The sequence below is a fragment of the Rhodococcus sp. PvR044 genome (assembly GCF_040548995.1).
Classification (GTDB): Bacteria; Actinomycetota; Actinomycetes; order Mycobacteriales; family Mycobacteriaceae; genus Rhodococcus_G; species Rhodococcus_G oryzae.
The window spans coordinates 130,183-154,608 of sequence record NZ_JBEPSX010000010.1 but is presented as its reverse complement, the minus strand read 5'-3'; the positions used below and the strand labels follow the sequence as shown (position 1 = coordinate 154,608).

Here is a 24,426-nt window from a genome sequence, read left to right as displayed (position 1 = left end):
CCGTCAGTCAGCGAGGCGAAACGCGTGCGTCGATTGGGGCGGATCGTGGCTGAACGCATCGGGCTGGTCGTAGCGGGAGCGGGCGCACGAGGTGCGTTCGAAGCAGGCGCCATGGCGACGCTGGCGAAACGGATGGCCGCGGACAACACCCCGCCGTCGATCCTGGTAGGCACGAGCGCAGGCGCCCTGAACGTGGTCGGGCTCGGCGGTTACTTCGACCTGGGACTCTCGGCGGCGGCAGGAGAAGTCGTCCATCAGTGGGGTTCGTTGACGCTGGACGACGTCTTCGAGCCGGTGAGCAGCATCGTCGGGAGCGGGTTGCGCTATCTGGGGCAGCTCGCCGGAATGCCGGTACGACTGCCGAGTCTGTTGGACACCGAGCGACTTCGTACGACGCTGTTGGAGCAGCTGCCGTGGGGCAGGCTGCACGAGAACATACGCGAAGGAACGATCGACGCCGTCGCGGTGACCGCGACGTCCGTGGCGACGCGGGGCACGGTCGTGTTCGTGGAGAAGAACTGTTCGGTGAAACTTCCGCCCTACGACCCACGCCGCAACATCACGTACGTGGAGACGACACTCGGCGTCGAGCATGTGCTCGCCTCCTCCGCCGTGCCGGGGCTCTTCCACCCGGTGCAGGTGAAGGAGCCGCAGCGCTGGTCCGGTTGGTACGTCGACGGCGGGTTGCTGCTGAACACGCCGCTGAAGCCCGCGATCGCTTTCGATGTGAACCGGTTGGGTGTCGTTGCGACTCACCCCAGCACCTGGCCGACCGGGTTGCCGTCCGAACAGCTCACTCACACCGGGAAGCCCGACGTGTTCGGGGCCGCGGCGCTCTCCCTGCGCGCCATGCTGGCCGACCGCATGATCGAGGATCTGCGCGCGATCGAACGCCGCAACAAACGTGCCCACCCCTACCCGGACAAGCCCTACCGAATCGACTTCACGTTCGCCGGTCCGTCCCTGGACCGGGCCGGTGAGATCGCCGCGCTCGCGGACGAGGTGTTCCGCGAACAATTCGCCTGCCTGCGAGGCGCCCAGAACCCGTCGTTGTGGGCGCTGGCCCGGCTGATCGGGGGCGAGGCGGCGGACCGGGGCGATCTGCTCAGCTTCCTCTTCTTCGACCCCGCCTTCACTGAGGCGGCAGCGGAGCTCGGACGTGCCGTCGAGTTGGTCGAATCCGGGTAGGACACGTCGCGCACGACCGCGGCCTCACGCTATCGAAGCGTCGGTTCGTCCTGTGTCAACCCGTGACGCTCGCGTCGAGGGGTAGAGATTTGCACCTTGGGGTGCCTAGTCGAGCTGATGGTTTGGGGCGACTCTGGAACCCGAAGGAGCTTAGCAATGGCAAAGATTCTGGGCAGGCCCAGCGCTTTCGAGGGTAACCCCGGCAACAAGCTGTGGCTGTCGCCCAGGGACGGGCCCGAAACATTCGGGAGGACCACCTCATGGGCATGAGCGGTCGAGGACACGGAAACACACAGCGGCGGGTCGTCGACTATCTAGTCGACGCCGTGACCGCGCTGGGAGTTCGGCATATCTTCGGGGTGGACGGCGCCAATATCGAGGACCTCTACGACGCCATCTTCGATGCCGGCGTTGGCATGACCGGAGTGGTGGCGAAACACGAGTTCTCCGCGGTCACGATGGCCGACGGGTACGCACGCTCGACGAGCGGGCTCGGTGTCGTCGCCGCAACCTCTGGCGGCGGTGCGATGAACCTGGTCGCCGGCCTGGCCGAATCCTTCACCTCGCGTGTGCCGGTTCTGGCCATCGTCGGTCAGCCACCGACGGCGTCGGAGGGCAATGGCGCATTCCAGGATTCCAGCGGCCGGGCCGGGTCGATCGACGCGGTGCGGTTGTTCTCCGAAATCTCCCGCTACTGCGCGCGGGTCGAGCGGCCCGAGGACATCGCCGAGCACCTGCAGCGGGCGGTATCCGCCGCCCGGCGCGGGGGGCCGGTGGTGCTGTTGTTACCCAAAGATGTTCAGCAAGCCACCGTGACCGTGCCCCGGTTCACCCCACCCACCCGCCGGGTAGTTCACGATCGCATCGGGCTGGCCCGCGTCACCGAGATGATCGCCGCAGCCAGGAGTACCGGAAAAATCGTGCTCGTCGTCGGCGATCAGGTAGCGCGCAACGACGCCCGCGCGCAGCTGCGCGCACTGGCCGTCGCATTGGACGCGGCGGTCGGGGTGGCACCGGATGCGAAGGATTGCTACACCCCCGACGAACACGGATTCTGCGGTGTCGCGGGCACGATGGGCCACGCCGAACTCGTCGACGCCGTACGGCAATCGGCATTGTGTCTGCTGGTGGGGACCCGGATGCCGATGACCGCGCGGGCCGGCCTCGACGGGGCGCTGGCCGCGGTGCCTGTGGCCAGCATCGGCGCCGAACCACCCTATCTGCCCACGACACACGCGGTCGGCATGAACCTCGGTTCGACGCTGGCCGACCTCGCGGCCGTGTTCCACCGCGACGGCGAACCGGAACCAGCGGCCCCGCAGGCCCTGACGACGCTTGAGGTGCCCGACTCCTCGGGGCCGGGACTTCGCTACCGCCAGGCAGTGGAGGCGATCGCCGCGATGCTGCCGTCCGGGTCGGACGTATTCGCCGACGCCGGGAACACGGGCGCGTCCGTCGTGCATCATCTTTCGGCGCCCCGCGGCGGGCGATTCGTGGTCGCCCTCGGGATGGGCGGCATGGGCTATAGCTTCGGCGCCGGCATCGGCTCGGCGTTCACCAGGAACAGAAGGACATTCGTGATCGCCGGCGACGGCGCGTTCTTCATGCACGGCCTGGAGATCCACACCGCGATCGAGCACAACCTGCCGGTGACGTTCATCATTTTCAACAACAACGCGCACGCCATGTGCGTGACCCGCGAGCAACTGTTCTACCGCAATCGATACAGCTTCAACCGATTCCGGCCGACCCTGCTCGGCGAGGGTATCGCGGCGATGTTCCCGACACTGTCGGCATTCGCCGCGCGAAGCGCCGGCGACCTGACCGACGCGCTGGCCCGCAGCGCCAACACCGAGGGCCCGTCGTTCGTTTCGGTGGACTGCGATCCCGACGAGATACCGCCTTTCCTGCCGTTCCTGACCCAACCCTGATCAAAGGAGAACTCGTGACCATCAATACTCCCGCCCCGACAGGCCTTCCCGCTCTCAGCGACATCACCGAGGACGAAATCCCGGGTGTCCTGCGGATCGAGAATTCCGACAGGGATGCCACCACACCGATCATCATGGACATGCTGCGGTCGGTGTACCCGCACGAGCAGGTGTTCGGCCGGTTCTGCCCGGTCAACGCCTACATCGCGGCGCCGCCGCGGCAGGTGTACGAGTACCTTGCGGACACCCGGTGCCTGGAGGAGTGGACCTACAGCCTCCGCGGGTTCACCGAAGCCGACGAGACCGGGCTGTGGGTCTCCCAGGACAGACTCGGCGACCAGACGAAATGCTTCGTGCGCACCGTCACCGATTCCGGCGCGATGACGGTGGACTACCACTGCGCGTGGGATCAGGGCCAGCACCTGTGGATGATCTATCTGATGCGGGTGGTCGACGCGGAGGCGGTGCTGAACGCGCCGGGATCGGTGGTGCTGTGGAACAACTGCCACCACCCGTTCTACGACGAGAACCCCTACCCGGAGACGGCGCCGGCGGACCGCCCGGTGTGGGTCGGCGACTTCTGGGACATGTTCTCCGCCGGGCATCAGTTGGAGATGGACAACCTCAAGGCCATCTGCGAGTACCGCGCCGCCCACGGACTACCGATCAAGCCGGAGTGGATGAAGTGAGCACGACAGTGCACGCACCTATGACAGCGCCCCTGCCTGCGGTCAGCCTGGTCGACGTCGCCAGTTACCTGCCGGAAAATCGTGTTCCCACCGACTATTTCACCCAGTTCTCCCGCTCGGACCGGATGGCGAAGAACGTCATGTTCCGCTCACCGAGATATCGGCACCACGTGGCCCGTGACGAGACGGCGGTCGACATGGTGGAGCGCGCGGTGGCGCCGCTGATCGACAGGCACGGCGCGGACGCGATCTCCAGCGTGGATGTGCTGCTCACCCACACCCAGCTGCCCGACAATCCCGTCCTGGGAAGCGGCCCGGAGGTGGCCCGCAGGTTGGGGCTGCGACCGGACTGGGTGATCGACGTGCACAACAGCGGCTGCGCGTCGTTCGTGCAGATGATGGCGCTGGCCCAGACCATCCTGCAGAGCACCGATGCGACCACGGCGTTGATCGCCGCGACCCAGAACTGTGCGGGACAGGTCTTCACCCAGACCGCGATCCGCGGGCTGGCGCACGCCCCGGTCCCCGGCGACGGCTGCGGGGTCGGCCTGCTGACCAAATCCAACGACGCGCCGATCCTGGGCATCGAATGCCGCACCCATCCGGAGTTCGGCGGCGACATGACCTTCGAGGCAGTTCCGGTCTCCGATCGCAAGTACTGGGAGCCGGGGCGCGGGCAGGTCTGCGTGGGGTTCACCGAGTCCAAGATCACCAAGGTGTTCGCCCGCGGCAACCGACTGGTGCCGGAGGTCGCGCTCGCAGTCTGCGACCGGATCGGAGTGCAGTCCACCGAGGTCGACACCCTCGTCACCAACCAACCCAACCGGCTGTTCCTGCGGAACTGGCGCGAGGCCATGCAGCTGACCCCCGAGCAGCATCCGGACACCTTCGACGAATGCGGAAACCTTTTCGGCGCAGGCATTCCGGTGACACTGGACACCGCCAACCGCGACGGGCGCATCGGCAACGGGTCACTGGTGTTGATGGCCGCATTCGCCCACGCAGGCGACTTCGCCGGTGCCGCGGCCGTCCGCTGGGGAGCGGGACCGACGACATGACCGGCGACGTCGCGAAGTTGCCGACGCGGTCGGTGGCGGGCGGCCGGACCCGCCCGGCGCGCCATTTCGAGCTCGGGCTGAGCGAAAACCCGTTCCCGCCGTTGCCATCGGTGCTGGCAGCGCTCCACGAACAGATGGCCCAGGCGAATCGGTACCCGGAGTTTCTACCGCAACGACTGCCGCGGATCATCGCGCAGCGGATCGGCGTGCAGCCGACCCAGGTCGTCGTCGGATCGGGCGCCACCGGAGTGGCGATGCAGATCATGCAGACCGCGATCCGCGACGGCGAATCCATGGTGTTCGCGACACCCACGTTCGATGGCTACCCGATCATGGCCGACATGATCGGCACGCGCGCGGTGACCGTGCCGCTCGACCACTGTGGTCGCCAAGAACTACATGCGATGAGCGAGGCGGTCGACGATCGCACCGGGCTGGTGGTGCTGTGCCGACCGCACAACCCCACCGGCACCCTGGTCTCCGCAGCCGACTTGGAGACGTTCCTGTCCTCGATTCCCCAGCGGGTGGTGGTGATACTTGACGAGGCCTACGTCGAGTTCGTCGTCGCCGACGCGCTCGACGTGCACGACATCATCCGCCGTCACCCCAATGTGTTGGTGCTGCGGACATTTTCGAAGGCGTTTGGGCTGGCCGGGTTGCGCATCGGCTACGCATTCGGAGCCGACGACCTGGTGGCGCGCGTGCGACGCCGACAATTGCCGTTCGGAATGAGCTGCGCGGCGGTGGCGGCGGTGACCGCATCCTATGCGGCCGAGGACGAATTGCAGGCCCGGGTCGCCCGGATCATCGCCGAACGCGAACGGTTGCGGAACCGGCTGCAGCAGCATGGACTTCGGGTGCCGTCCAGTCACGCCAACTTCCTTTACCTGAGCGGGCCGCGTACCGCGGACGCGCTGCAGCGCGCGGGCATAGTGGCCAAGTCCTACCCCGACGGCAGCGCCCGCATCGCGGTCGGCGACCCCGCCGCCGGCCGCGCGGTGCTGCGGGCACTGCGGACGATGTGAGCCGATCGTGTCGATGATGCTTCCGCGCGCTGCGCGGTTGAATGCGGCCGGGCTCGGTGCGGTTCGCGCGCTCACCGCCGGAACCGATCCCGATCGCTACTTCCGGTGGCGGCGCGATCGCGACGGTGACCCGTTCGAGGTGCGGTTTCCCGGCTTCCCGCCGATCCTCTTCACCGGGGATCCCAGGGGTGCCCGCGACATCTTTCGTGCGCCTGTCGATTTGGTCGAACCCCCCACGCCGAATCCGATCGCGCCGCTGGTCGGGGATGCGTCGCTGATCTTGATTTCCGGCGAGCGGCACCGCCGGGAACGGAAATTGCTGACACCACCGTTCCACGGGCAGCGGATGCGGGCGTACGGCGAGATCATCCGCGACTCGACGCTCGATGAGATCGGCAATTGGATTCCGGGACGTACTGTCGACTCGCGGTCCGCCCTGCGGGTCATCACCCTGCGCGTGATCCTGGAGGCAGTGTTCGGACTCTCCGGCACTGACCGCCCCGCCGAGTACATCCAGGTGGTCGCCGGTTTCCTCGCCACCTACACCGTCCCACTGATGTTCGTTCCACCGCTACGCCGCGGCGTGTTCGGACGCGCGCCCTGGGATCGATTCGTCCGCGCGCGCGAGAGATTCGATGCGTTGCTGACCGAGGACATCGAGCACCGGCGCGCGAGCCCCGAGAACGACCGGGTGGACATTCTGAGCATGTTGCTCGCCGCGACCTATGACGACGGATCGCGGATCGACGACGCCGAGCTGCGCGAGGAACTCCGCACCTTGCTGGTCGCCGGGCACGAGACCACCGCGACTTCGGTGTGCTGGGCGTTGTTCCACCTGCACCGCCACCCCGCGATGCTGGAGCAGGTGGTTGCCGAGCTGCGGGACGTGGGCCCGACGGCGGCGCCCGACGAACTGGCCCGGTTGCCCTACCTGGACGCTGTGTGCAAGGAAACGCTGCGGCTGAACCCGCCGGTGCCGATCGTGCTGCGCCGGCTGACCGGGCCGCTCACCGTGTGCGGCGTCCCGGTAGCCAAGGGTCGAACGGTCGGTATCGCGCTGCCGCTCCTGCACACGCACCCCGACGTCTGGGAACGGCCCGACCAGTTCGATCCGGGGCGCTTCATGGAGCGGCGCTACAGCCCATTCGAGTTCGCGCCCTTCGGCGGAGCACATCGACGGTGCATCGGATCCGCACTGGCGGAGTACGAGATGCCGATCGTGCTGGCGACGATCCTGTCACGGGTCAGACTGGAGCTGCCGGAGCGGGACCGACACCGACCGCCCCCCGTGTCGGTCCCGCACAACATCGCAACCGGACCGCGCCGACCGATCAGGTTTGAAGTGGTTGGCCTACGACACCAGCGGGACGGGTCGGTCGCGCAGCGGGTGCCGCACCGTCGCCGCTGAGTCAGCTCAGCGCGACCGGGTGGTAGTACAGCGCGGTGTCGGTCTCCTCGACCCGGACGTCGACCATGTCGCCGACGTCGAGGTAGTCGCTGACGTTGATCCGGGCGCTCGACCCCACGAGCCTGCGGACCGAGCGCGCCGGGATGAGGCCCTGTCGGCCGTCGAGGGTGACGGCGAGGGCGTAGCGCGGGCCGGTCCGGGTGACCCGCGCGTAGACCGTCGGCTCCTCCGAACCCTCCGGCGCCGTGCCGTCCGGGTCGGCGTCGAGCTGCGCCGTCTGCCGGTCGAGCTCGGCCGCGAGCAGGTCGGCCATGGAGTCCACGTTGTCCAGCAGCTGGGCCATCTGCCGCGCGACGTCTTGGTGAAACTCGTTGGGCTTGAGTGCCTTACCCGGCTTGTACATGTCCTCGTGGGTCAGCTCGCCCCATGCGTCCTGCAGCAGCGTCTTCACCTGCACCTCGACCTTGACGCCCAGGTCGCCCTCGTGGGTGGCGACCTTGATCATCAGGACCGCGTGATAGGCCCGGTAGCCGCTGTCCTTGGGATTGGCCACGTAGTCCCGCGGCGGAACGGCCAGGCGCACCGAGCAGGCGGGCGAGGTGCAGGCCTCGTACAGCTTCTCGGTGAACGCGGAAAGGTCCCGCGGCGTCTTGCACAGCACCTTGATCCCGACCAGGTCGTGGATGGCGTCCGCGATGTCCTCGGTGGTGGTGGGCCGGGCCATCTGGCCCTCGGCGACCCGGCGCCGGACCTTGTCCGCGGTGCGCTCGCGATCCTTGATCCGGGCGGTCTTGGCGTTGAGCCGGTCGCGGTCGAGGTCCTCGAGCACGTCGTCGGCGAGGGTGTCGAGGAACGTCTGGGCGGTGACCAGCGCCGCGGCCCACGCGCGTTCGCGCTCTCTGTAGAGCTGGTTGACCAGCGCCGCGACGTTGTCCGACTTCTTCTTGGTGCGCATGATCCGATCCGGGTTCAGGGTGTACAGGTGGGCGTGGGCCCGTCAGCTCGGCTCGTCGAACAGGGTCTGCTCACCGGGGTCGGTGAACAGCTCCATCTGCCGAAGCGGTTTCGGGGCCGGCGCGGGGGGAGGGGTGGTGAGCTCCCCGTGGTCGACCTCCATCGGCACGGGGTCGGGCTCCGGGAATCCTTCGAGCTGCCCGCCGAACCGCGCCGCGAACTCGTCGTCCACGGTCTGTGCGAACGAGAACAGCTGCTCGAGCATATCGACGAGGTGCTGCGGGACATACGGATTCGCGAGCACGGCCGCCCACGCCTCGACGCGGTCCGTCGCCAGGGTGAATTTCAGGTGCGGCCACCGGCGATTCAGGTCGGCGATCAGCTCGCTGGCCCGGGTCCGGTCGCTGACCTCGCGCACCAGCGGCACCCGCACCTGCACCTCGCCGCCGTCGAGGTGCGGCCCGACGAATCCGACCACCCGGCCGAGGGCGAGCATGAAGTCGCTGTGGCCGTCGTCGCCGGGCGGCTCGTCGAAGAGGCGGGTCAGGGTCAGCCCGACCAGCTCGTAGAGGTGCTCGTCGTCGCGCGGCACCACCGCGGCGCCGAGGTCCAGCGCGAAGGACTCCTCGTCCGGCAGGTCCGGTTCGAACTCGAGCGCCTCCAGGGTCCCGACCGCCTCGGTCCGCAGGAAGCTCGGGTGCGGCACGCTCCACGTCTCGCGGAACACGGTGATCGCCATCGCCGCGAGCTGATCGGCCCAGTTCGCGGCCTTGTCGACGAAGAACGCCGGCGATCCCGCATCCGGCTCGTCCTCGGGCGCGCGGGTGGGGCGATGCCAGCCCAGCTCGACCAGCCGCGTCTCGTCCGCGGGGGACAGCCGGTGCCGGGGATCGAGGTACGCGTTGGACGGGACCTCGCATCGCACCTGGTCGCCGCCCCACGCCAGGAACTGCACACACGGAACGAAGCCCTCCACCGAGGACTCCTCACCCAGCTCCAACGCGAGGAGGTCGTCGTCGACCATGGCAGCGACATGGTCGGCGAGGACCAACTGGAAGTCGGCCCAGGCCTGCTCGATCCTGTCGTCGAAACTCTCGGTCATCGTTCCCCCTGTCGCGTGTCGTGGAACCCCTGACATCAGCAAACCTATCGCGAGGGTCCGACGATGTCCGGGAAGCGAGCCCGGCGGGGACATCTCGATCCGGCCGCACGGTGGAACCGATGAGCGGGTCGCTGCGTCTATCTAGGGTGGACCGGTATCGATCGGCCGGGAGTGGGGAGTGTCGGGTGCGGTTGCATTTGCGGGGTCTGGCCGGGTTCGGTCTGGTTTGTGGTGCGTTGGTGCTGGTCGGGTGTGGTTCGGAGAGCGTCGCGGGGGAGGCCGAGGCGGTCGGGGCTGGTGCGGGGGAGCCGGTGTTCAGTCCGTGCGATGACATTCCGGACGAGGTTTTGCTTGCCGTGGGAATGGACCCGGCGACCGAATCGAAGGACATCCTCGGTGTTAAGCAGCCGGGATGGAACATCTGTCGTTGGGCCGGGCTCGGGACTGGACCCTCACTCACTGTCTTCGCGACCGACCGCTCGATGGACGATATTCGCTCGAACACACGCAATACAGATTTCGAGGCCCAGACAATCGGAGATCGTGAGGCGTTCTCGTATCGGGAAGTGTCCGATGGTCGTCGCGAGAACTGCGATGTTGCGGTGAGCTCGGGGGATGGCTCGGTTCTGGTACGAATCAGCCTCAACACGGGTGTTCAGCCCGTCGAGGGCCCGTGTCAGACCGCGGTGACCACAGCGCGGCAACTGGAGCCCGCAATTCCGCGCTAGTCCGCCTCGCAAATTGGGTCATCTAATGGAGGGTTGAAGTGCTCAGCAACTCAGATTCACAGTGGCAGCCACTTGGCTCGATGGTCGATTCCGGGGATCTCTATCTCAATCCGGGCGTCGCTCGCCGGTGCGCCCAGCGGTGCGCCGAGTTTGCCGTGCAGCTCGAGGCGTTGAAGGACAACGCGATGAACCTGGCGACGATTGACGGTTTGGGCAACCTTCAGTCCGGCATTACTCTCGCCGCGAAGTTTGGGAAGAAGGCTGTCGGCGGCGACTATTCGCTCGACCAGGCGATCGTCGACCACATCACGATTGTTCAGCAGATGCAGCAGGTCTTCGAGAGGGTCGACGCCATGTACACCGCCTCGGAGGAGCGAAACTCCTCAGGCATCGACAGCGCGGGCGCGCCGCTTGACCGCTGAAACACGGAACCGCTTGGTGCGTTAGTGCGTCTATCTAGGGTGGACCGGTATCGATCGGCCGGGAGTGGGGAGTGTCTGGTGCGGGTGCAGTTGCGGAGTCTGGCCGGGGTCGGACTTGTTTGTGGAGCGGTGGTTCTGGCCGGGTGTGGTTCGGAGACCGTGGCAGGGGAGGCCGAGGCGGTCGGGACCGGGGTCGGTCAGCCGGTGTTCAGTCCGTGCGATGACATTCCTGACGAGGCGCTGCGAACAGTCGGCGTGGACCCGGCGACCGAGTCGAAGGACATTCTCGGTGCCAAGCAGCCTGGCTGGGAGATCTGTCGTTGGAACGGGCCCGAACATATCTTGAGGGTGTTTTCGACTGTGCGGACGATGGACGAGGTCCGGTCCAATGAACAAAACACTGATTTCGCCCCGCTCGAGCTAGGCGGTCGCGATGCGGTCTCATACCGCGAGGTCGCGGACACAGCTCGCGAGACTTGCGATATTGCCTTCGCCTCGGGCGGGGGAACGGTGCTAGTCAGAATCAACACAAGTCTCGGTGACTCCCGCGCCGAAGAACCCTGTGCGATAGCCCTACAAACCGCGACCGAACTCGAGCCCATAGTCCCGCGCTAGCACGGCAATCCGCGCTGCAATAACACTCCGTGAGAACTGAGGTCAGAATGTCCGAAGAGATGAACTCTCCGTGGTCTGCGCTCGGGGGCGCTGTCGATTCAGGCAATCTGTATCTTGAACCCGGCGTTGCGGGGCTCTGTGCGAAGCGGTGTTCCGAGTTCAGAGCCAAGTTGGTTCTCCTCAAGGACGACGCAACTGCGCTGTCGATCGTTGATGGATTCGGCGACCGTTTGCAGTCTGGCATCGATCTCGCGGCCAAGTTTGGGAAGAAGGCGGCCGGCGGAGACTATTCGATGGTCCAGGCAATCGACGACCACATCACCGTGGTCCAAGAGATGCAGCAGACGTTCGAGAAGATCGAGGCCATGTACTCCGCCTCGGAGGACCGCGGCACTGCCGGCATCAACAGCGCGGGATCCCCTCTCTGACCCTGCTACCTACTTGAGCATCGCGCCCGGGTTCAGGATCCCGTCCGGGTCCAGCGCGGTCTTGATCCGCCGGTTCAGCTCCATCACGTCCTCGCCCAGCTGACTCGGCAGCCAGTCCCGCTTGAGCCGGCCCACCCCGTGCTCGCCGGTGATGGTGCCGCCCAACGCGATCGCCAGGTCCATCACCAGGCCGAACGCCCGCTGCGCCCGATCCGCCTCGTCCGGGTCGGTGGGGTCGAACACGATCAGCGGATGCGTGTTCCCGTCGCCCGCATGCGCGACCACGCAGATCAGCACGTCGCAGTCCTCGGCGATCTGCTCGACGCCGGTGATCAGGCGCGGCAGCGCGTCCATCGGCACGCCGACGTCCTCGAGCAGCAGGCTGCCGAGCGCCTGCACGGCCGGGAACACCGACCGCCGGGCCACCGTGAAGGCCTCGCCCTCGTCGGGGTCGTCGGTGGCGAACACCTCGGTGGCGCCGTGCTTTTCGCAGGCCGCGACCATCGCCGCGATCTCATCGGCCGCGACCGCGCCCGGTGCGTCGGACTGCGCGAGCAGCAGCGCCCGCGCCTTCCTGTCCAGGCCCATGTGCACGGAGTCCTCGACCGCGTTGATGCTGGCGTGGTCCATGAACTCGAGCATCGCGGGCCGCAGGTTCCTGGTGATCGCGAGGACCGCGTCGGCCGCGTCCTGCACCGAACCGAACGACGCCACCACGGTCGAGGCGGGCGGCTGCGCGGGGATCAGACGCAGCGTCAGCTCGGTGATGATCCCGAGGGTGCCCTCGCTGCCGACGAACAGCTTGGTGAGCGAGAGCCCGGCCACGTCCTTGAGGCGCGGGCCGCCGAGGCGCACCGCGGTGCCGTCGGCGAGCACCACCTGCATGCCCAGGACGTAATCGGTGGTGACGCCGTACTTGACGCAGCACAGGCCGCCCGCGTTGGTCGCGGCGTTCCCGCCGATGGAACAGATTTCGAACGAGGACGGGTCCGGGGGATACCAGAGCCCGTGCTCGGCTGCGGCCTTCTTCACCTCAGCGTTGAACAGGCCCGGCTGCGCCACCGCGATCCGGGTGACCGGGTCGACGCTGATCTCTCGCATCCGCTCGGTGGTGAGCACGATGCCGCCGTTGACCGCGGTGGAACCTCCGGACAACCCGGACCCGGCACCGCGAGGCACCACGGGCACCCTGTGCGCCGACACCCACCGCATCACGGCCTGGACGTCCTCGGTGCACGTCGCGCGGACCACCGCCAGCGGCCGCCCGGCGTTCGGGTCCGCCGCCCAGTCCTGGCGGTAGCCCTCCGTCAGGTCCGGATCGGTGAGCACCGCACCGTCGGGCAGCGCGGCGACGAGCTCGGTGAGGTCGGCGGTCGACATGCCACCAATCATGCTCCGAAACCCGCCGATGTCGTCGGATGTTTCCGACTCAGCGGGCAACGGCCGTACTCCGAACGTGCGGGCGCCTACCCGCCCGCGACCACCGAGGTCACCTCGAGCTGAGTGACCTCAGGTGCGGTCTTCGCGCACCCGGTCCCCGGCATCGGCAGGAACAGTGACGCGTACGCGTTCGGCGGGAACACCCGCAGCCCGGCGACAGGGGTCGGATCGCACAGCTCCGGCGGGTAGTTCGCGACCTGGATCGCCCGCACCTGCGCGGTCGCCTTGCCGTTCGAGGTGAGCTCCACCGGTCCCTGGCCGGCGCCGGAGCGGGTGGCCGGCGCACCGATCTCCGGGCCGTGCTCCTCGGCGACATAGGAGACGCCGGGGAAGCCGTCGAGCAGGCAGGTGCGGCCGCCGATGTTGGTGAACACCAGCGGGATCATGGTCGACCCGGCCGCGCCCTCGACCTGGCCCGCGGTGAGCATCAGCTCGGTGGCGGCGCAGGTGTTCGGATCGTCCGGGGCGGTGGTGGGCGGCGGGGGACCGGCGGCCGTGGTGTCCACCGGCGGCGCCTCGCTGGAGGTCGTGGTGGGGCTCGGTGCGGGCGCGGCCGTCGGGTTGCCCTCGGTGCCGGAGGAATCGCACGCGGCCAGCGTCAGGGCCGAGGTGGCGAGCAGTACGGCGACAATCCGGGTACGGGTCATGTCATCCCCTCCGTTTCGGCATCGACATCACAAATCCTAGTGCCTTGATCGATCTTCGATGGACTGCTCCGATTCCTGTCTTTCGAACGTATGTTCTAGTAGGCTTCGAATATGGATCTGGACGAGATGCTCATCGCGCCACTGGATGTGGCCGCATGGCAGCTCGCTGATGCCGAACTTCTGCGGCTGCTTCCCGCGCTCTCGCTGCGAATGCGGCAACTCGAGGCGCTGCGGGTGCGCCTCATGCACCAGGTCGACCAGCGCTGTGTGGCCGAACAGGCGGGGGCCTCATCGCCCGGCAACTGGCTCGCGGGCGCGACCACCATGACGCCGGGCCAGGCGAACAAGATCGTCCGGCTCGGGCGGGGGCTGGCGGAGCATCCGGAGGTTGCCGCCTCCTTTGATGCAGGCAGGACCGACTACGACCAGGTCCGCGTGATCGTCGAACTCCTCGCGAAGGTCCCGGACGGAGACGACCCGGTAGGCCTGAGCGCTGCCGCGAAGGCTGGGGAGACCTCCGGCGAACCCGATGACACCCAAACCGAAGCTGACGGGGATGCCGGCCCGAACGGTGACGATGGCGAAGGCGATGCGCACCGCGCCGACGGAGATGGCGCCGAGGCCGCTGACGAGCCGGACATCGAGTCGGTGATCTTCGGGCCCGACGTCACACGGTCCGAGGCCTGCGCCCGGTACCTCCTCTACGCCGCCCGCACCGAAGACTCCACCACCCTCGCCCGCCGCGCGAAGGCGCTCGATCAGATCCTCAACGGGGACAAGAAGAGAGCCGATTCGGAGAACGCCGAACTCAACGAGTTCTACGCCTCACCCGGGCTCGGCGGCCGCGTCCACCTCAAGGGACACCTCGACGCCGCCTCCGGCGAAGCCCTCCTCACCGCCCTCTCCGCCCTGTCCAAGCCCCGTCCCGAGGCCGAAAACCGCGACGGACAAACCGGCAAGGACCAACGCTCGCCCGCTCAACGCCGAGCCGACGCCCTCACCCACATCGTCCGGAACTTTCTGGACTCCGGGCAGGCACCCGTCGAAGGTGGCGAACGACCCCACATCAACGTCTTCGTCGACGCCGACGACCTGGCCGCCACCACCGACGACCACCATCACGAACGCGACCGCCACCGCCACTTTCGGGGGCGACGGCGCGGGCCCGCCTGGATGCCCTGGTTGGGGCCGATCTCCCTCGACCTCGCCGCCCAGATCTCCTGCGACGCCGACATCACCCCCATCGCCATGGACTCCGACGGCAACCCGATCGACGTTGGACGGACCACCCGCCTCATCCCCCGCAAACTCCGCCGCGCCCTCAATGCGAGGGATTGCGGCTGCGCCTTCCCCGGCTGCGGACGACCCGCCGCCTGGACTGAAGGCCACCACATCCAACACTGGTCCAACGGCGGACCCACCAACCTGTCAAACCTGGTACTGCTCTGCCGCTTCCACCACACCACGATCCACCGCGGCGACTGGGCCGTCCACATCAGCAAAGACGACAGCCATCCTTGGTTCACCCCACCACCATGGATCGACCCACACCGAAGACCACTGCCGGCACACAACCGGCGCAACCAACTCCCCTTCGCCGCCTAAAGCGAAACCACCAGGCACCGCCCGACATCACCCAGAAACGGGAGGCGTCGGCGCGGTGCCCGCCGCGCGTTCGGGGGAGTGATGGCGGCCTCGCCGTCGAGTTGACCGCCTGGATGCAGACCCTCGCCCTCACCGAGACCGAAGCCCCGCAACGGGATCCGAAAAAGTTACGACTGCGGCAGTTTTCGATCGCGGATGGATCGTCCGACATGCCCGGCGAACCCACCTGAGACGGTCTGCGTACGTACCGTAGCGACACCTGATCGAGGCCGCCCTTGTGCCAGGATCGGCGCTTGTTCCGTCCCAGCCTGACTAGTTTGAACCGGCCCTTACAGGCCGACACGGATATCACCGGAACTCGTGGAACGCGGCCGTCAAACCCGGCTACCTCGGGTGCGTGATCGGCTCACCTCACACGCGGTAGCGGCGAGCATCGGTGATCGGATGAGACCTGACCCATTCGGAGGTGCGGGTGAGCCCGTCGCGCAGGGAGACCTGCGGGACCCAGTCCGTCAGCTCCCGCACCCGCCTGTTGTCCGACAACAGCCGATGGACCTCGCTCCCCGCGGGACGCTGGCGTGAGTCCTCCGTGGTGATCGATGCGGAGGAACCCGAGATCTCGATGAGCAGACCGATCAGGTCGCGGATCGAGATCTCCTTGCCGGTGCCGAGATTCAGCGTCTGGCCCAGTGTCCGCTCGGACTCGGCGATCGCCATGAAGCCGCGAGCGGTGTCCTCGACGTACGTGAAGTCTCGGGTCGGGGTCAGCGCGCCGACGGCGATCTCCTCTGCGCCGGAGTGCAACTGGTGCAGGATCGCGGGGATCACGGCGCGCGTCGATTGTCGCGGGCCGAAGGTATTGAACGGGCGGCAGACCGAGACCGGCGTGTCGAACGAGTGGAAATGCGACAGCGCGACCATGTCCGCGGCGATCTTCGATGCCGAGTAGGGCGACTGCGGTTGCAGCGGGTGCGCCTCGGAAATGGGCACTTCTCTCGCGGTTCCGTACACCTCGCTCGTCGATGTGTGGACAACCCGTCGCACCTCGCGTCGGCGCGCGGCGTCGACGATGTTCTGGGTGCCCAGCACATTCGTCTCGAGATAGGTCAGGGGAGCCTGGTAGCTGTAGGGGATTCCGATCAGTGCCGCGAGGTGGAAGATGGTGTCGACACCCTCGGCGGCATCGAGGACCTGTCCGCTGTCGCGGACATCTCCCGCGATCATCTCGATATCGTCCAGGTGTTCCGACAGGAAGCCGGCCGGCGCGTAGGGCTTGTAGTGCGCCAGCACCCGTACCTCAGCGCCCTGCGTGAGCAACTGTTCGACCAGGCTGCTGCCGATGAAGCCCTCTCCGCCGGTGACCAAGACTCTTCTGTCGGACCAGAATTCATTCACGGGTACACCCCTTCGTTTGATGTGCTCAGCGTTTGATGTGTTCATGCGTTGACGACGTCGCGTGCCGCGGACTTGTGACCGCCGAGCTGCCGGATCCAGTTCGCCACCGTTCGCGCGGAGTCATTCATTCCCGGATGGGTGGCGTGTTCGACCGTGGCGCGCCCAGTGGCGTCGCCGACCAGGTCGTCGATTGATCGCGCCAGGGTTGCCGGGCTCAGGTCACCGTCCGCCAGCATCCTGGCGGCGCCGCGAGCCACGAGGGCTTGCGCGTTGTGTCGCTGATGGTCACCGATCGCGTGTGGGTAGGGCACGAGGACGCTGGGCACGCCCACATGGGATATCTCGGCGACGGTGATCGCGCCTGCCCGTCCGACGAAGACATCGGCGCCCGCGTACACCAGGTCCATCCTGTCCAGATACGGCAGCACCAGCACGTTGCCGAGGCCTTCGACCGCTGCGGACGCCGTCGCGAAATGCTCGGGCCCCGCTTTCACGATCAGGCGGACGTCGTCGCGGTCGCGCCACTGGCGCGCGAGCGACAGCGCGGTATCGGTCAGCCGGCGAGATCCGAGGCTGCCGCCGCACACGACCACGAGTTTCTGGCCCGGTTCCGCGCCGAAGACGGTTCGTGCCTGATCGCGAATCGCCCACTTGTCGAGCCGCGCGATCTCCCGCATCAGCGGTGTGCCGACCACCCGAACCTCATTGCGGGTGAAGGCGCGAGCCGCCTCCGGGAATGCCACCGCCACCCGGGACGACAGGAGCGCGCTCAGGCGGTTTGCCCGTCCCGGCACGGCGTTGGACTCATGAATCAGGGTCGGGACGCCCGCGATGCGGGCGGCCAGCACGATCGGCAGGCTGGGATATCCGCCGGTGCCGAAGACGACGTCGATGCCGAGCTCACGGATCTGTCTCGCGCACTGGGCGCTGGCTCGTACGAGTCGTGTTGCCGCCCTCGCGCTGCCGCGCATGCCGGTCAGTCCGTCGACCTCGGCGGTATGAAGTCGGTAGCCCGCCGCGGGCACGAGTGTTTCTTCGAGTCTGCCCTTGGCGCCGAAGAAGTCGATCTGAACGTCGGTGTCTTCGCGCAGAGCCTCGGCGACGGCAAGACCGGGATAGATGTGTCCACCGGTGCCGCCCGCGCCGATGGCGACTCGAAGCGTCGATCGCGGTTCGAATGTCATATCCGCACTGTGCGCGACCGAGATTAGAACTCCGTTAGACCCCGGATCGGGTGGGCAGCGACCGCCGCCGGGCCGAGCAACGAAAACGCCCGGCGGCCTGGAACTTCCAGGCCGCCGGACGCTTCGCGAAACGAGTGGACAGTCTCACCACGCGTTCAAGGTGTTCAGGATCTGGGGGCGCGCCTTCCACAGTTCGGCGGACCAGTACTGCCACGAGTGGGTGCCGCTGGCCGGGAAGCTGTATGTGGCCGGGATGCCCATCGAGTTCAAGCGGAACTCGAAGGCGCGGGTGTTGGCCAGCGCCAATGCCTCGAGTCCCATGCCCGCCGCGGTGTTGAAGTACTCGATCGGGGCGTTCGGCTGATCGTAGGGGCCCGGAAGACCGCTGGCCGCATAGACATACATGGACAGCCCGCGCAGCTGCTCGGCCTGGACGAACGGGTCGTTGCGCAACCACGCGGGCGACCAGGGCGGGCCCCACATGGAGTCGACGTTGTAGCGACCGGCGTCGAGCATCGCGACGCGGATGGCCTCCCGCATGCCCGGTGCGGACAGGTTGAGGTAGCCCGACAGGGAGCCGGCGAACGTGAACTGGTCGCGATGGTGCGCCGCGAGGGTCATCGCCGCAGAGCCGCCCATCGACAGGCCGAGCACGCCGTTGTTGTTGCGGGAGACCCCGCGGGTCTCGAGGTAGTTCGGCAGGTCGCGGGTCAGGAAGGTCTCCCACTTGTAGGTGGTCTGCTGTCCGTTGAGGTTCGACGGCGCCATCCAGTCGGTGTAGAAGCTGGACTCGCCACCGACCGGCATCACCAGGGTGACGTTGTCGTTGCGGAACTGGTCGAGCGCGTTGGTCTCGAACGTCCACGCGTTGCGGTCGTCACGCGCCCTCAGCCCGTCGAGCAGGTACAGCGCGGCATTGCCGCCGCGGGAGGCCCATTGGATCTGCACCTTGATCGGGCCCATCTCCGAGGGGACCCACACTTCCTCGTACCCACCCGACGGCGCGCGGTGCGCGACGGGCGCGGCACCTGCGGTTGCCTGACCCGAGATCCCCGCGAGCATCGCGCCCGCGAGCAGCGCCGCTGTGACGGTGAGCAGGCGTTGGAGAAGTCGGTTGGTCCATTGTGGTCTGGCAATGCTCATCAAAACTACTGGGTTCCGTCCTGTCCGTGCGATGTGCGGCGGCCGCCCCAGCGGAGAGTGGCGCCGCCCCGACCCACATCGGGCACGAAGGTACGGACGAATTATTAGCGAACCTTAAGAAATGGGAGCCCTCCTGGGGCAACCCGAAATCGGCGAGTTCTACATCACATGGGTGCGCCTGCCCGATCGGGACCGGGTGGCGATCCGGCCCTACTGGTGCCCGTCGTGCAGGCATTCCTCGAACAGCGTCCGCACCTCGTCGACGTGCTTGTCGAGAGTCTCCACGGTCCAGTTCTCGGTGCTCACCGGCTCCAGCACGTCCACATACACCGTGCCCGGATGCGCCACAAGTGAGTTGCGCCACATCAGTTCTCCGGCGTTGTGGATGACGATCGGCACGATCGGCACCCCCGCCTGGATCGCCAGGTGGAAGCCGCCCTTCTTGAACCGGCCGAGGCGCGGCGTCACCGTCCGGGTCCCCTCCGGCGAGATCGCGATCGAGATGCCCGACTTCAGCTTGTCCACCGCCGGCGCCAGCGCGGCCTTCGCCTTCTCGCTGTCCGACCGGTCGATGTACGCCACGTCCAGCAGCGCGCCGATCGGCACGAAACGCGGATCGCGGGACGCCTCCATCTTCGCCACCCCGGTCACGTCGCGGCGGATCACCCCGCCGACGATCAGCATGTCCAGCGAACTGGTGTGATTGAACATGAACACCGCGGGCCGATCGCTCCACGCGTTGTCCTTGCCGCTGATCTTCACCGAGACCCCGCAGATCGCCAGGGCCAGGTCCGGGCCGAAGGTGCCGACGAGGTTCGCCGCGCTCTGCCGGTTGCGCAGCAACAGCCCGGCCGCGCCGCCCGCCACGGCCGTCGCCATCAGCGCGCCCACCGCGGTGGAGGTCCGCAGCACCGACACCGGATCGGCGCCGAGCTGCGGCTTGCGCAGGTTCACCACCGGCCAGCCCTTCCGCTGGGCGACGCCGGTCAGCTTGCGGTCCGGGTTCAGGGCCACCGGATGGCCCACCGACTCCAGCATCGGAATGTCCTCGCCGCCATTGGAGTACGCGAAGCTGCGGGACAGATCGGCCTCCTTCCGCTCGGCATACGAGCGCAGCGCGTCGGCCTTCGCCTGCCCCCACAGCGGCGGCGTGCTCAGCTCGCCGGTGAGCATCCCGTCCACCACCTCCGGTTCCGTCGACAGCACGTCCGCGATGTCGAGGTCCGCCGCCACCCACTGGGCTTGGTACGGGGTGGCGGAGGTGGCCATCACGATCGTGTGGCCGGCGCTCCGGTGCGCGGCGAGCAACCCGCGGACCTCCGGGTAGATCATCCCGGCGATCTCCTGCCGGAACAGCCGCTGCCCCCACTCGCGCAGCTCGTCGTCCATCCGCCCGGCCAGGGCCTGGACCCCGATCCGCATCAGCCCGCCGACGTCGGCGCCGCGGAACTGGGTGTCGATCGCCGCGCCGGTGGTGCGCAGCAGCTCGGCGAGGCTGATGTCGAAGCGGCGCAGCCGATCCCGGTACACCACGCTCGCGGAGTAGCCGCTGATCAGGGTGCCGTCCAGGTCGAACGCGGCGAGGGTCCGCGGGCCGGGCTCGGCGGCGGCGATGGCCTCGTGCAACGCGTCCACATCGCTCACAGATCACGCTCCTTGGGCGAAGTGCTGGGCTCCCGGAACTGGTCGAGACGCCCCTGGGTGAGGCCGCGGATGTGCCGTATCCGGGCGACCAGGGTGCGGATCTCGGCGGCGAATGCCGTCCGCCGCCGTGCCAGGTCGCCCTCGGCGTCCCCGTCGGCGGCCTCGACCAGATTGCGGTTGCGCGCCAGTTTCAGCGCGGTGCCGAACAGCTCGCTCGAGATGGACTCGCTGCTGGCGATCTGCTGGCGCAGCCGCCGCTGCTCGGCCAACGCGAGACACGTTGTGATGAAGTCCTTCTCGTCGAACTTCCCGGACAATGGGGTGTGGACCAGCTGATCGGCCACCACCTCGTACGCCTCCAGGAACGGTTGCAGGACCCGGTGCGCCAGGTAGGGGCGCACCCGGTCGAGCATCTTCTCGGCCAGCTTCGGATCATCGAGGTTGCTCTGCCACGTCGGGTCGAGCAGGCCCATCTCCCGGCGCATGTCGTGCTCGAAGGTGTCCCGGTCACTGAAGAAGAACTCGAACTTGAGCAGATCGCGGATCCGCTTCGCCTCGATCCAGCCGTCGACCTCCAGGTTGCCGTACTGCGCTTCGATGGCGCCCAGCAGCACCAGCTCCGTGATCGCCCGGACCACGAAGAAGTGGATGGTGTTGTTGCGGTAGAACGCCGCCACCAGGTGCTGGTCCTTGCCGAGGTAGTAGACGCGCGTGCCGCCCTTGTCGAAGCACTGCAGCACACCGGATTCCACGTGCGTGTCCAGGGCCTTGCGGTACACCTGCGGGTTCTGCAGGTCCACACCGCCTGCGGTCGGTAGCGAGCGGGCGGAGATGTAGTCGACCAGTGGCGTGAGGATGAAGGCCAGCTCGGGGACGGTGAGCGCGCGGTCCTCGATGCCGAGGAAGGCGAGCATGACCAGTGACGACACCGTGATCGGGGTGACCTCGTTGATCCGGTGACAGACCTCGAACGCGGTCTTCTGAATGGCCAGGCGCAGGTCCTTCTCGCCGCCGAGCGACTCGGCGAGCGAGAGCGGCCGGCCGACGGTCACGTGCGCCACGCCGTGCCGCTTGCCCTGGGCTCGCACGTAGCCGACCATCCAGCGCAGGCTCTCCTTCGTCTTCGCCTCGCCGTGCGCCTCGGCGGCCATCGCGCTGACCTCGTAGAGCTGGTCGTAGGTGAGCGAGACCGGTACCAGGTAGACGTCCTTGATGCCGCTGGATTGATAGGCCTTGGTCAGATAGGTGAGCAGCCCGAAGCGAGGTGGCCGCAGCTTTCCGGTGCGGCTGCGTCCGCCCTCGATGTACCACTCGAGGTTGAACCGCTTGATCAGCAGATAGCGCATGTACTCGCGCAGCGTCCACTTGTAGACCTCGTCGCCGTCGAACTTGCGGCGGATGAAGACGGTGCCGCTGCGCCTGCTGATGGGCCCGATCGGCCAGAAGCTGACGTTCAGCCCGCCCATCACGTGATTGAGGGGCAGGTCGTTCGCGAGCAGCGCCGGCCGCAGCACCAGCGGATCCAGGTACGAGCGGTGACTCGGCAGGAACACCAGCGAGTGCTCCCGGTTCAGCTCACGCAGTTCCTCGAACCGTGAGGTGTCGACATCGAGCCGGTAGGCGCGGGAGAAGTAGCGGCCCAGCCGATCCCACAGGGCGATCGCGCGCCTGCTCTGCGCGGCCACCATCTCGCCCAGCGCCTCCCTGGCCCGCTTGTCGACGTCGGCCAGCGGGAGGTTCAGCCGCAAGGACAGGTCGCTGATGCCGGCGTGGAAGCGGGCGGTGTCGGTGATCTCCTCGGTCACGAACCGCGACACCTTGTACTGATTGCCGAGCAGGGCGCGCTCGGACCGTTCCAGCGCGAGGGCGGCCTGCCTGCGGATGTATTCCGGCAGCGAGCCGCCGCCGCTCTCGTCGAGCCTGCGCTTGAGGTCGCTGAGGGGGGCGGGCTCGCCCTCGATCACCTGGCAGCGCGCCGGGTCGCTGCGCAGCACCCGCCGCTGTGCGCCGTGGCCCGGGTGCAGCGGATCCCTCGGGGACAGCGCATCCCGCAGTCCGGGTCGATGCCCGTTGTCGGGCGGTGGCAGCCACACCACGCGCACGGGGGTGAGCATCGGGTCGTCCTGCCTGCGGGTGAGCTCGGCCAGCGACTGGCTGCCGATCGGCACCGCGGTCGCGGGCTGCCCGGTGTCGGTGGGGCGGCGGCTGAGCCACGACCGCAGCACGTCGTCCTCGGCCGCCGTCACGGTCTCGGTGAGATAGACCCGAGGGTGCTGCGTGCTCGTCATCGTTGCGTCCCTTCGTTCGGGCCGGCCAGTGCGATAACCTCGTCCAGGCTCTCCTGCAGGCAGCGCATGAACAGTTTGGGAGCGGTGACCGCTGCGGTGTCGAGGTTGACCCCGATGCAGCAGGTGCCAACGTGCGAGACCAGGGTTGCCATCACCGCGCAGCCGGGTGCGGGACCGAACGGGAACATCCGCTCGATCCGGGCCCCCGCGAGATACACCGGGACCGGGACGCCCGCGACGTTGCTGGCCTGCAGGTCGAGGCCGGTGGACTGGGACAGGTACCACTCGGCGAGCAGCCAGTTCGGCAACCGCTTGAGCACGGGAGCGGCGAGGTCGATCGCGTCGATCGCCGGTTCCTCGCGCAGTCCGAGGACGATGGCGCGCACCTTCTTGATCCGCTCGACCGGGTCCGCCTCGGCGGCGGGCCCGGCGAACCGGACGGCCGCGAACCGATTGCCGCCCGAGGGGTCCGAGGCCGCCCGCATGTTCACCGGCATGCCCATCGGGATCGGGCCGATCTGCTGGCCGTGGGCCTGCGCGTAGCGGCGGAAACCGCCGAGCAGCGCGGCGACGTACGCGTCGTTGATCGAGCCGTGCGCGGCGCGGGCGGCGGCCTTGAACTCGGGCAGGCCCACCTCGAGTACGCCGAACCAGCGACCGAGCCCACGCCCGCGCAGCAGTGGCAAACCCGCCGCCGGGGGAGGGGTGACGATGCGGCGCAGCGAATTGGCATAGCCGAGTGCGTCGCTCGCGGCGCCGATCGGGTCGGCGAGGGCGCCCACCGCGGCCCTGGTCGCGCCCGTGATGAGCCCGGTGATCCGGCCGGGCGCCTTGCGCACCTCCGTCATTACGTCCTGGCCGAGCGCCTCGAAGTGGGAGAGGTGCTCGGGCGGCGCGGGCAGCCGGTCCGGCTTGTTGGGGCTGGGCGCGGACCGGCGGCTGTGCAGCAGCGTCATCATCCGGATGCCGCCCATGCCGTCGGTCATGCTGTGGTGCGTCTTGACGACATACACCGCGCGGCCGTCGTCGAGGCCCTCGATGAGCATCGCCACCCACGGCGGCCGAGCCTTGTCGAACGGCTCGGTGCCCATGTGCCTGCAGATCCGCAGCGCGTGGTTGAAGTCGGCAGGCGCAGGCAGCCGGATGCGCCGCAGGTGATAGCCGAGATCGAACTCGGGGTCCACCGACCACACCGGGTTGCCGAGACCGAACGCGGGCTCCACCGCGCGCATCCGGATCCGGGGGACGATGTGCGAGGCCCACTCGTGCGCCCGCACCAGGCGATCCCAGTCCGGCGGGCGATCGAGGAGGTCGACCGCGACGATGGGGGTGCGCAACCGTGGCTGGGACTCCTCCATCCGCCACATGCCGGTCTCGAGGTCGGACATCGACCGGTCCCAGCCGTCCGCGACGGCGGACAGGTCGACGTCGACCGCGCTCGGTGGTATCTGCGGAACGCCGTCGGTCATGCCCGCACTCCCTCGGTCGTCGAGTCCTCCCGCGGTTGGCTACTCCCGGCGCAGAGCCTGCGG

Annotated in this window: 21 protein-coding genes; 11 read left to right on the top strand and 10 right to left on the bottom strand. The window is 67.9% G+C overall.

Going from position 1 to position 24,426, the window contains the following annotated elements; genetic code table 11:
- The first annotated feature begins 45 nt into the window (after positions 1-45).
- The 6 genes from ABIC28_RS21585 (at position 46) to ABIC28_RS21560 (ending at position 7,299) form a co-directional block, all read left to right on the top strand.
- Complete coding sequence (locus ABIC28_RS21585; protein WP_354580760.1) at positions 46-1,188, top strand: patatin-like phospholipase family protein; 1,143 nt, start codon at positions 46-48, stop codon at positions 1,186-1,188.
- A 260-nt stretch (positions 1,189-1,448) separates the two neighbouring features.
- Positions 1,449-3,119: a thiamine pyrophosphate-binding protein gene (locus tag ABIC28_RS21580; protein WP_354580758.1), complete on the top strand. Its 1,671-nt coding sequence runs from the start codon at positions 1,449-1,451 to the stop codon at positions 3,117-3,119.
- Positions 3,120-3,133: 14 nt separating this feature from the next.
- Entirely contained in the window at positions 3,134-3,808 is a 675-nt protein-coding gene (locus ABIC28_RS21575; protein WP_269589942.1) for an SRPBCC family protein, read from the top strand.
- Positions 3,809-3,828: 20 nt separating this feature from the next.
- Complete coding sequence (locus ABIC28_RS21570; protein ID WP_354580755.1) at positions 3,829-4,866, top strand: 3-oxoacyl-ACP synthase III family protein; 1,038 nt, start codon at positions 3,829-3,831, stop codon at positions 4,864-4,866.
- Between the two features lie 17 nt (positions 4,867-4,883).
- The gene (locus tag ABIC28_RS21565) at positions 4,884-5,891 is read left to right on the top strand and encodes a pyridoxal phosphate-dependent aminotransferase (RefSeq protein ID WP_502945062.1); all 1,008 of its coding nucleotides are present in this window, start codon (positions 4,884-4,886) and stop codon (positions 5,889-5,891) included.
- Between the two features lie 13 nt (positions 5,892-5,904).
- On the top strand, positions 5,905-7,299 hold the full coding sequence (locus ABIC28_RS21560) for a cytochrome P450 (RefSeq protein WP_354580849.1): 1,395 nt from the start codon (positions 5,905-5,907) through the stop codon (positions 7,297-7,299).
- A 1-nt stretch (position 7,300) separates the two neighbouring features.
- Here the strand turns inward: ABIC28_RS21560 and ABIC28_RS21555 are convergent, their stop codons facing one another.
- Both ABIC28_RS21555 and ABIC28_RS21550 read right to left on the bottom strand, forming a co-directional pair.
- Complete coding sequence (locus tag ABIC28_RS21555; protein WP_097214082.1) at positions 7,301-8,254, bottom strand: GTP pyrophosphokinase; 954 nt, start codon at positions 8,252-8,254, stop codon at positions 7,301-7,303.
- Positions 8,255-8,296: 42 nt separating this feature from the next.
- Positions 8,297-9,355 (bottom strand): TY-Chap domain-containing protein, encoded by a 1,059-nt coding sequence (locus ABIC28_RS21550; protein WP_354580751.1) that lies wholly within the window; start codon positions 9,353-9,355, stop codon positions 8,297-8,299.
- Positions 9,356-9,540: 185 nt separating this feature from the next.
- On the opposite strand from ABIC28_RS21550, the gene ABIC28_RS21545 reads away from it, so the two are divergent.
- Genes ABIC28_RS21545 through ABIC28_RS21530 form a run of 4 tightly spaced genes read left to right on the top strand, consistent with a single transcriptional unit; the run spans position 9,541 to position 11,548 of the window.
- Positions 9,541-10,083: a DUF3558 domain-containing protein gene (locus tag ABIC28_RS21545; RefSeq protein WP_257017812.1), complete on the top strand. Its 543-nt coding sequence runs from the start codon at positions 9,541-9,543 to the stop codon at positions 10,081-10,083.
- A 38-nt stretch (positions 10,084-10,121) separates the two neighbouring features.
- Positions 10,122-10,505, top strand: coding sequence for a hypothetical protein (locus ABIC28_RS21540; protein WP_257017813.1), 384 nt, complete (start codon positions 10,122-10,124; stop codon positions 10,503-10,505).
- 24 nt (positions 10,506-10,529) lie between these two features.
- Entirely contained in the window at positions 10,530-11,120 is a 591-nt protein-coding gene (locus tag ABIC28_RS21535; protein WP_354580748.1) for a DUF3558 domain-containing protein, read from the top strand.
- A 47-nt stretch (positions 11,121-11,167) separates the two neighbouring features.
- Entirely contained in the window at positions 11,168-11,548 is a 381-nt protein-coding gene (locus ABIC28_RS21530; protein WP_354580746.1) for a hypothetical protein, read from the top strand.
- 9 nt (positions 11,549-11,557) lie between these two features.
- Here ABIC28_RS21530 and ABIC28_RS21525 read toward each other — a convergent pair whose 3' ends face one another.
- Both ABIC28_RS21525 and ABIC28_RS21520 read right to left on the bottom strand, forming a co-directional pair.
- Positions 11,558-12,928 (bottom strand): FAD-binding oxidoreductase, encoded by a 1,371-nt coding sequence (locus ABIC28_RS21525; protein ID WP_354580744.1) that lies wholly within the window; start codon positions 12,926-12,928, stop codon positions 11,558-11,560.
- Positions 12,929-13,014: 86 nt separating this feature from the next.
- The gene (locus tag ABIC28_RS21520; protein WP_354580742.1) at positions 13,015-13,635 is read right to left on the bottom strand and encodes a DUF4232 domain-containing protein; all 621 of its coding nucleotides are present in this window, start codon (positions 13,633-13,635) and stop codon (positions 13,015-13,017) included.
- A gap of 111 nt (positions 13,636-13,746) precedes the next feature.
- Here ABIC28_RS21520 and ABIC28_RS21515 point away from each other — a divergent pair, with 111 nt between their 5' ends.
- Complete coding sequence (locus ABIC28_RS21515) at positions 13,747-15,240, top strand: HNH endonuclease signature motif containing protein (protein WP_354580740.1); 1,494 nt, start codon at positions 13,747-13,749, stop codon at positions 15,238-15,240.
- Between the two features lie 411 nt (positions 15,241-15,651).
- Here ABIC28_RS21515 and ABIC28_RS21505 read toward each other — a convergent pair whose 3' ends face one another.
- The 6 genes from ABIC28_RS21505 to ABIC28_RS21480 form a co-directional block, all read right to left on the bottom strand.
- Positions 15,652-16,605 (bottom strand): GDP-mannose 4,6-dehydratase, encoded by a 954-nt coding sequence (locus tag ABIC28_RS21505; RefSeq protein ID WP_354580738.1) that lies wholly within the window; start codon positions 16,603-16,605, stop codon positions 15,652-15,654.
- A 71-nt stretch (positions 16,606-16,676) separates the two neighbouring features.
- Complete coding sequence (locus tag ABIC28_RS21500) at positions 16,677-17,819, bottom strand: UDP-N-acetylglucosamine--N-acetylmuramyl-(pentapeptide) pyrophosphoryl-undecaprenol N-acetylglucosamine transferase (protein ID WP_097213765.1); 1,143 nt, start codon at positions 17,817-17,819, stop codon at positions 16,677-16,679.
- Between the two features lie 144 nt (positions 17,820-17,963).
- The gene (locus ABIC28_RS21495; protein WP_354580736.1) at positions 17,964-18,962 is read right to left on the bottom strand and encodes an alpha/beta hydrolase; all 999 of its coding nucleotides are present in this window, start codon (positions 18,960-18,962) and stop codon (positions 17,964-17,966) included.
- Positions 18,963-19,172: 210 nt separating this feature from the next.
- Positions 19,173-20,606, bottom strand: coding sequence for an HAD-IB family hydrolase (locus ABIC28_RS21490; RefSeq protein WP_354580734.1), 1,434 nt, complete (start codon positions 20,604-20,606; stop codon positions 19,173-19,175).
- Positions 20,603-22,894, bottom strand: coding sequence for a glycerol-3-phosphate 1-O-acyltransferase (locus ABIC28_RS21485; protein ID WP_097213762.1), 2,292 nt, complete (start codon positions 22,892-22,894; stop codon positions 20,603-20,605). The genes ABIC28_RS21490 and ABIC28_RS21485 overlap by 4 nt, the downstream gene beginning before the upstream one ends.
- Positions 22,891-24,363: a wax ester/triacylglycerol synthase domain-containing protein gene (locus ABIC28_RS21480; protein ID WP_097213761.1), complete on the bottom strand. Its 1,473-nt coding sequence runs from the start codon at positions 24,361-24,363 to the stop codon at positions 22,891-22,893. Before ABIC28_RS21480 ends, ABIC28_RS21485 begins: the two co-directional genes overlap by 4 nt.
- Positions 24,364-24,426: the final 63 nt, after the last annotated feature.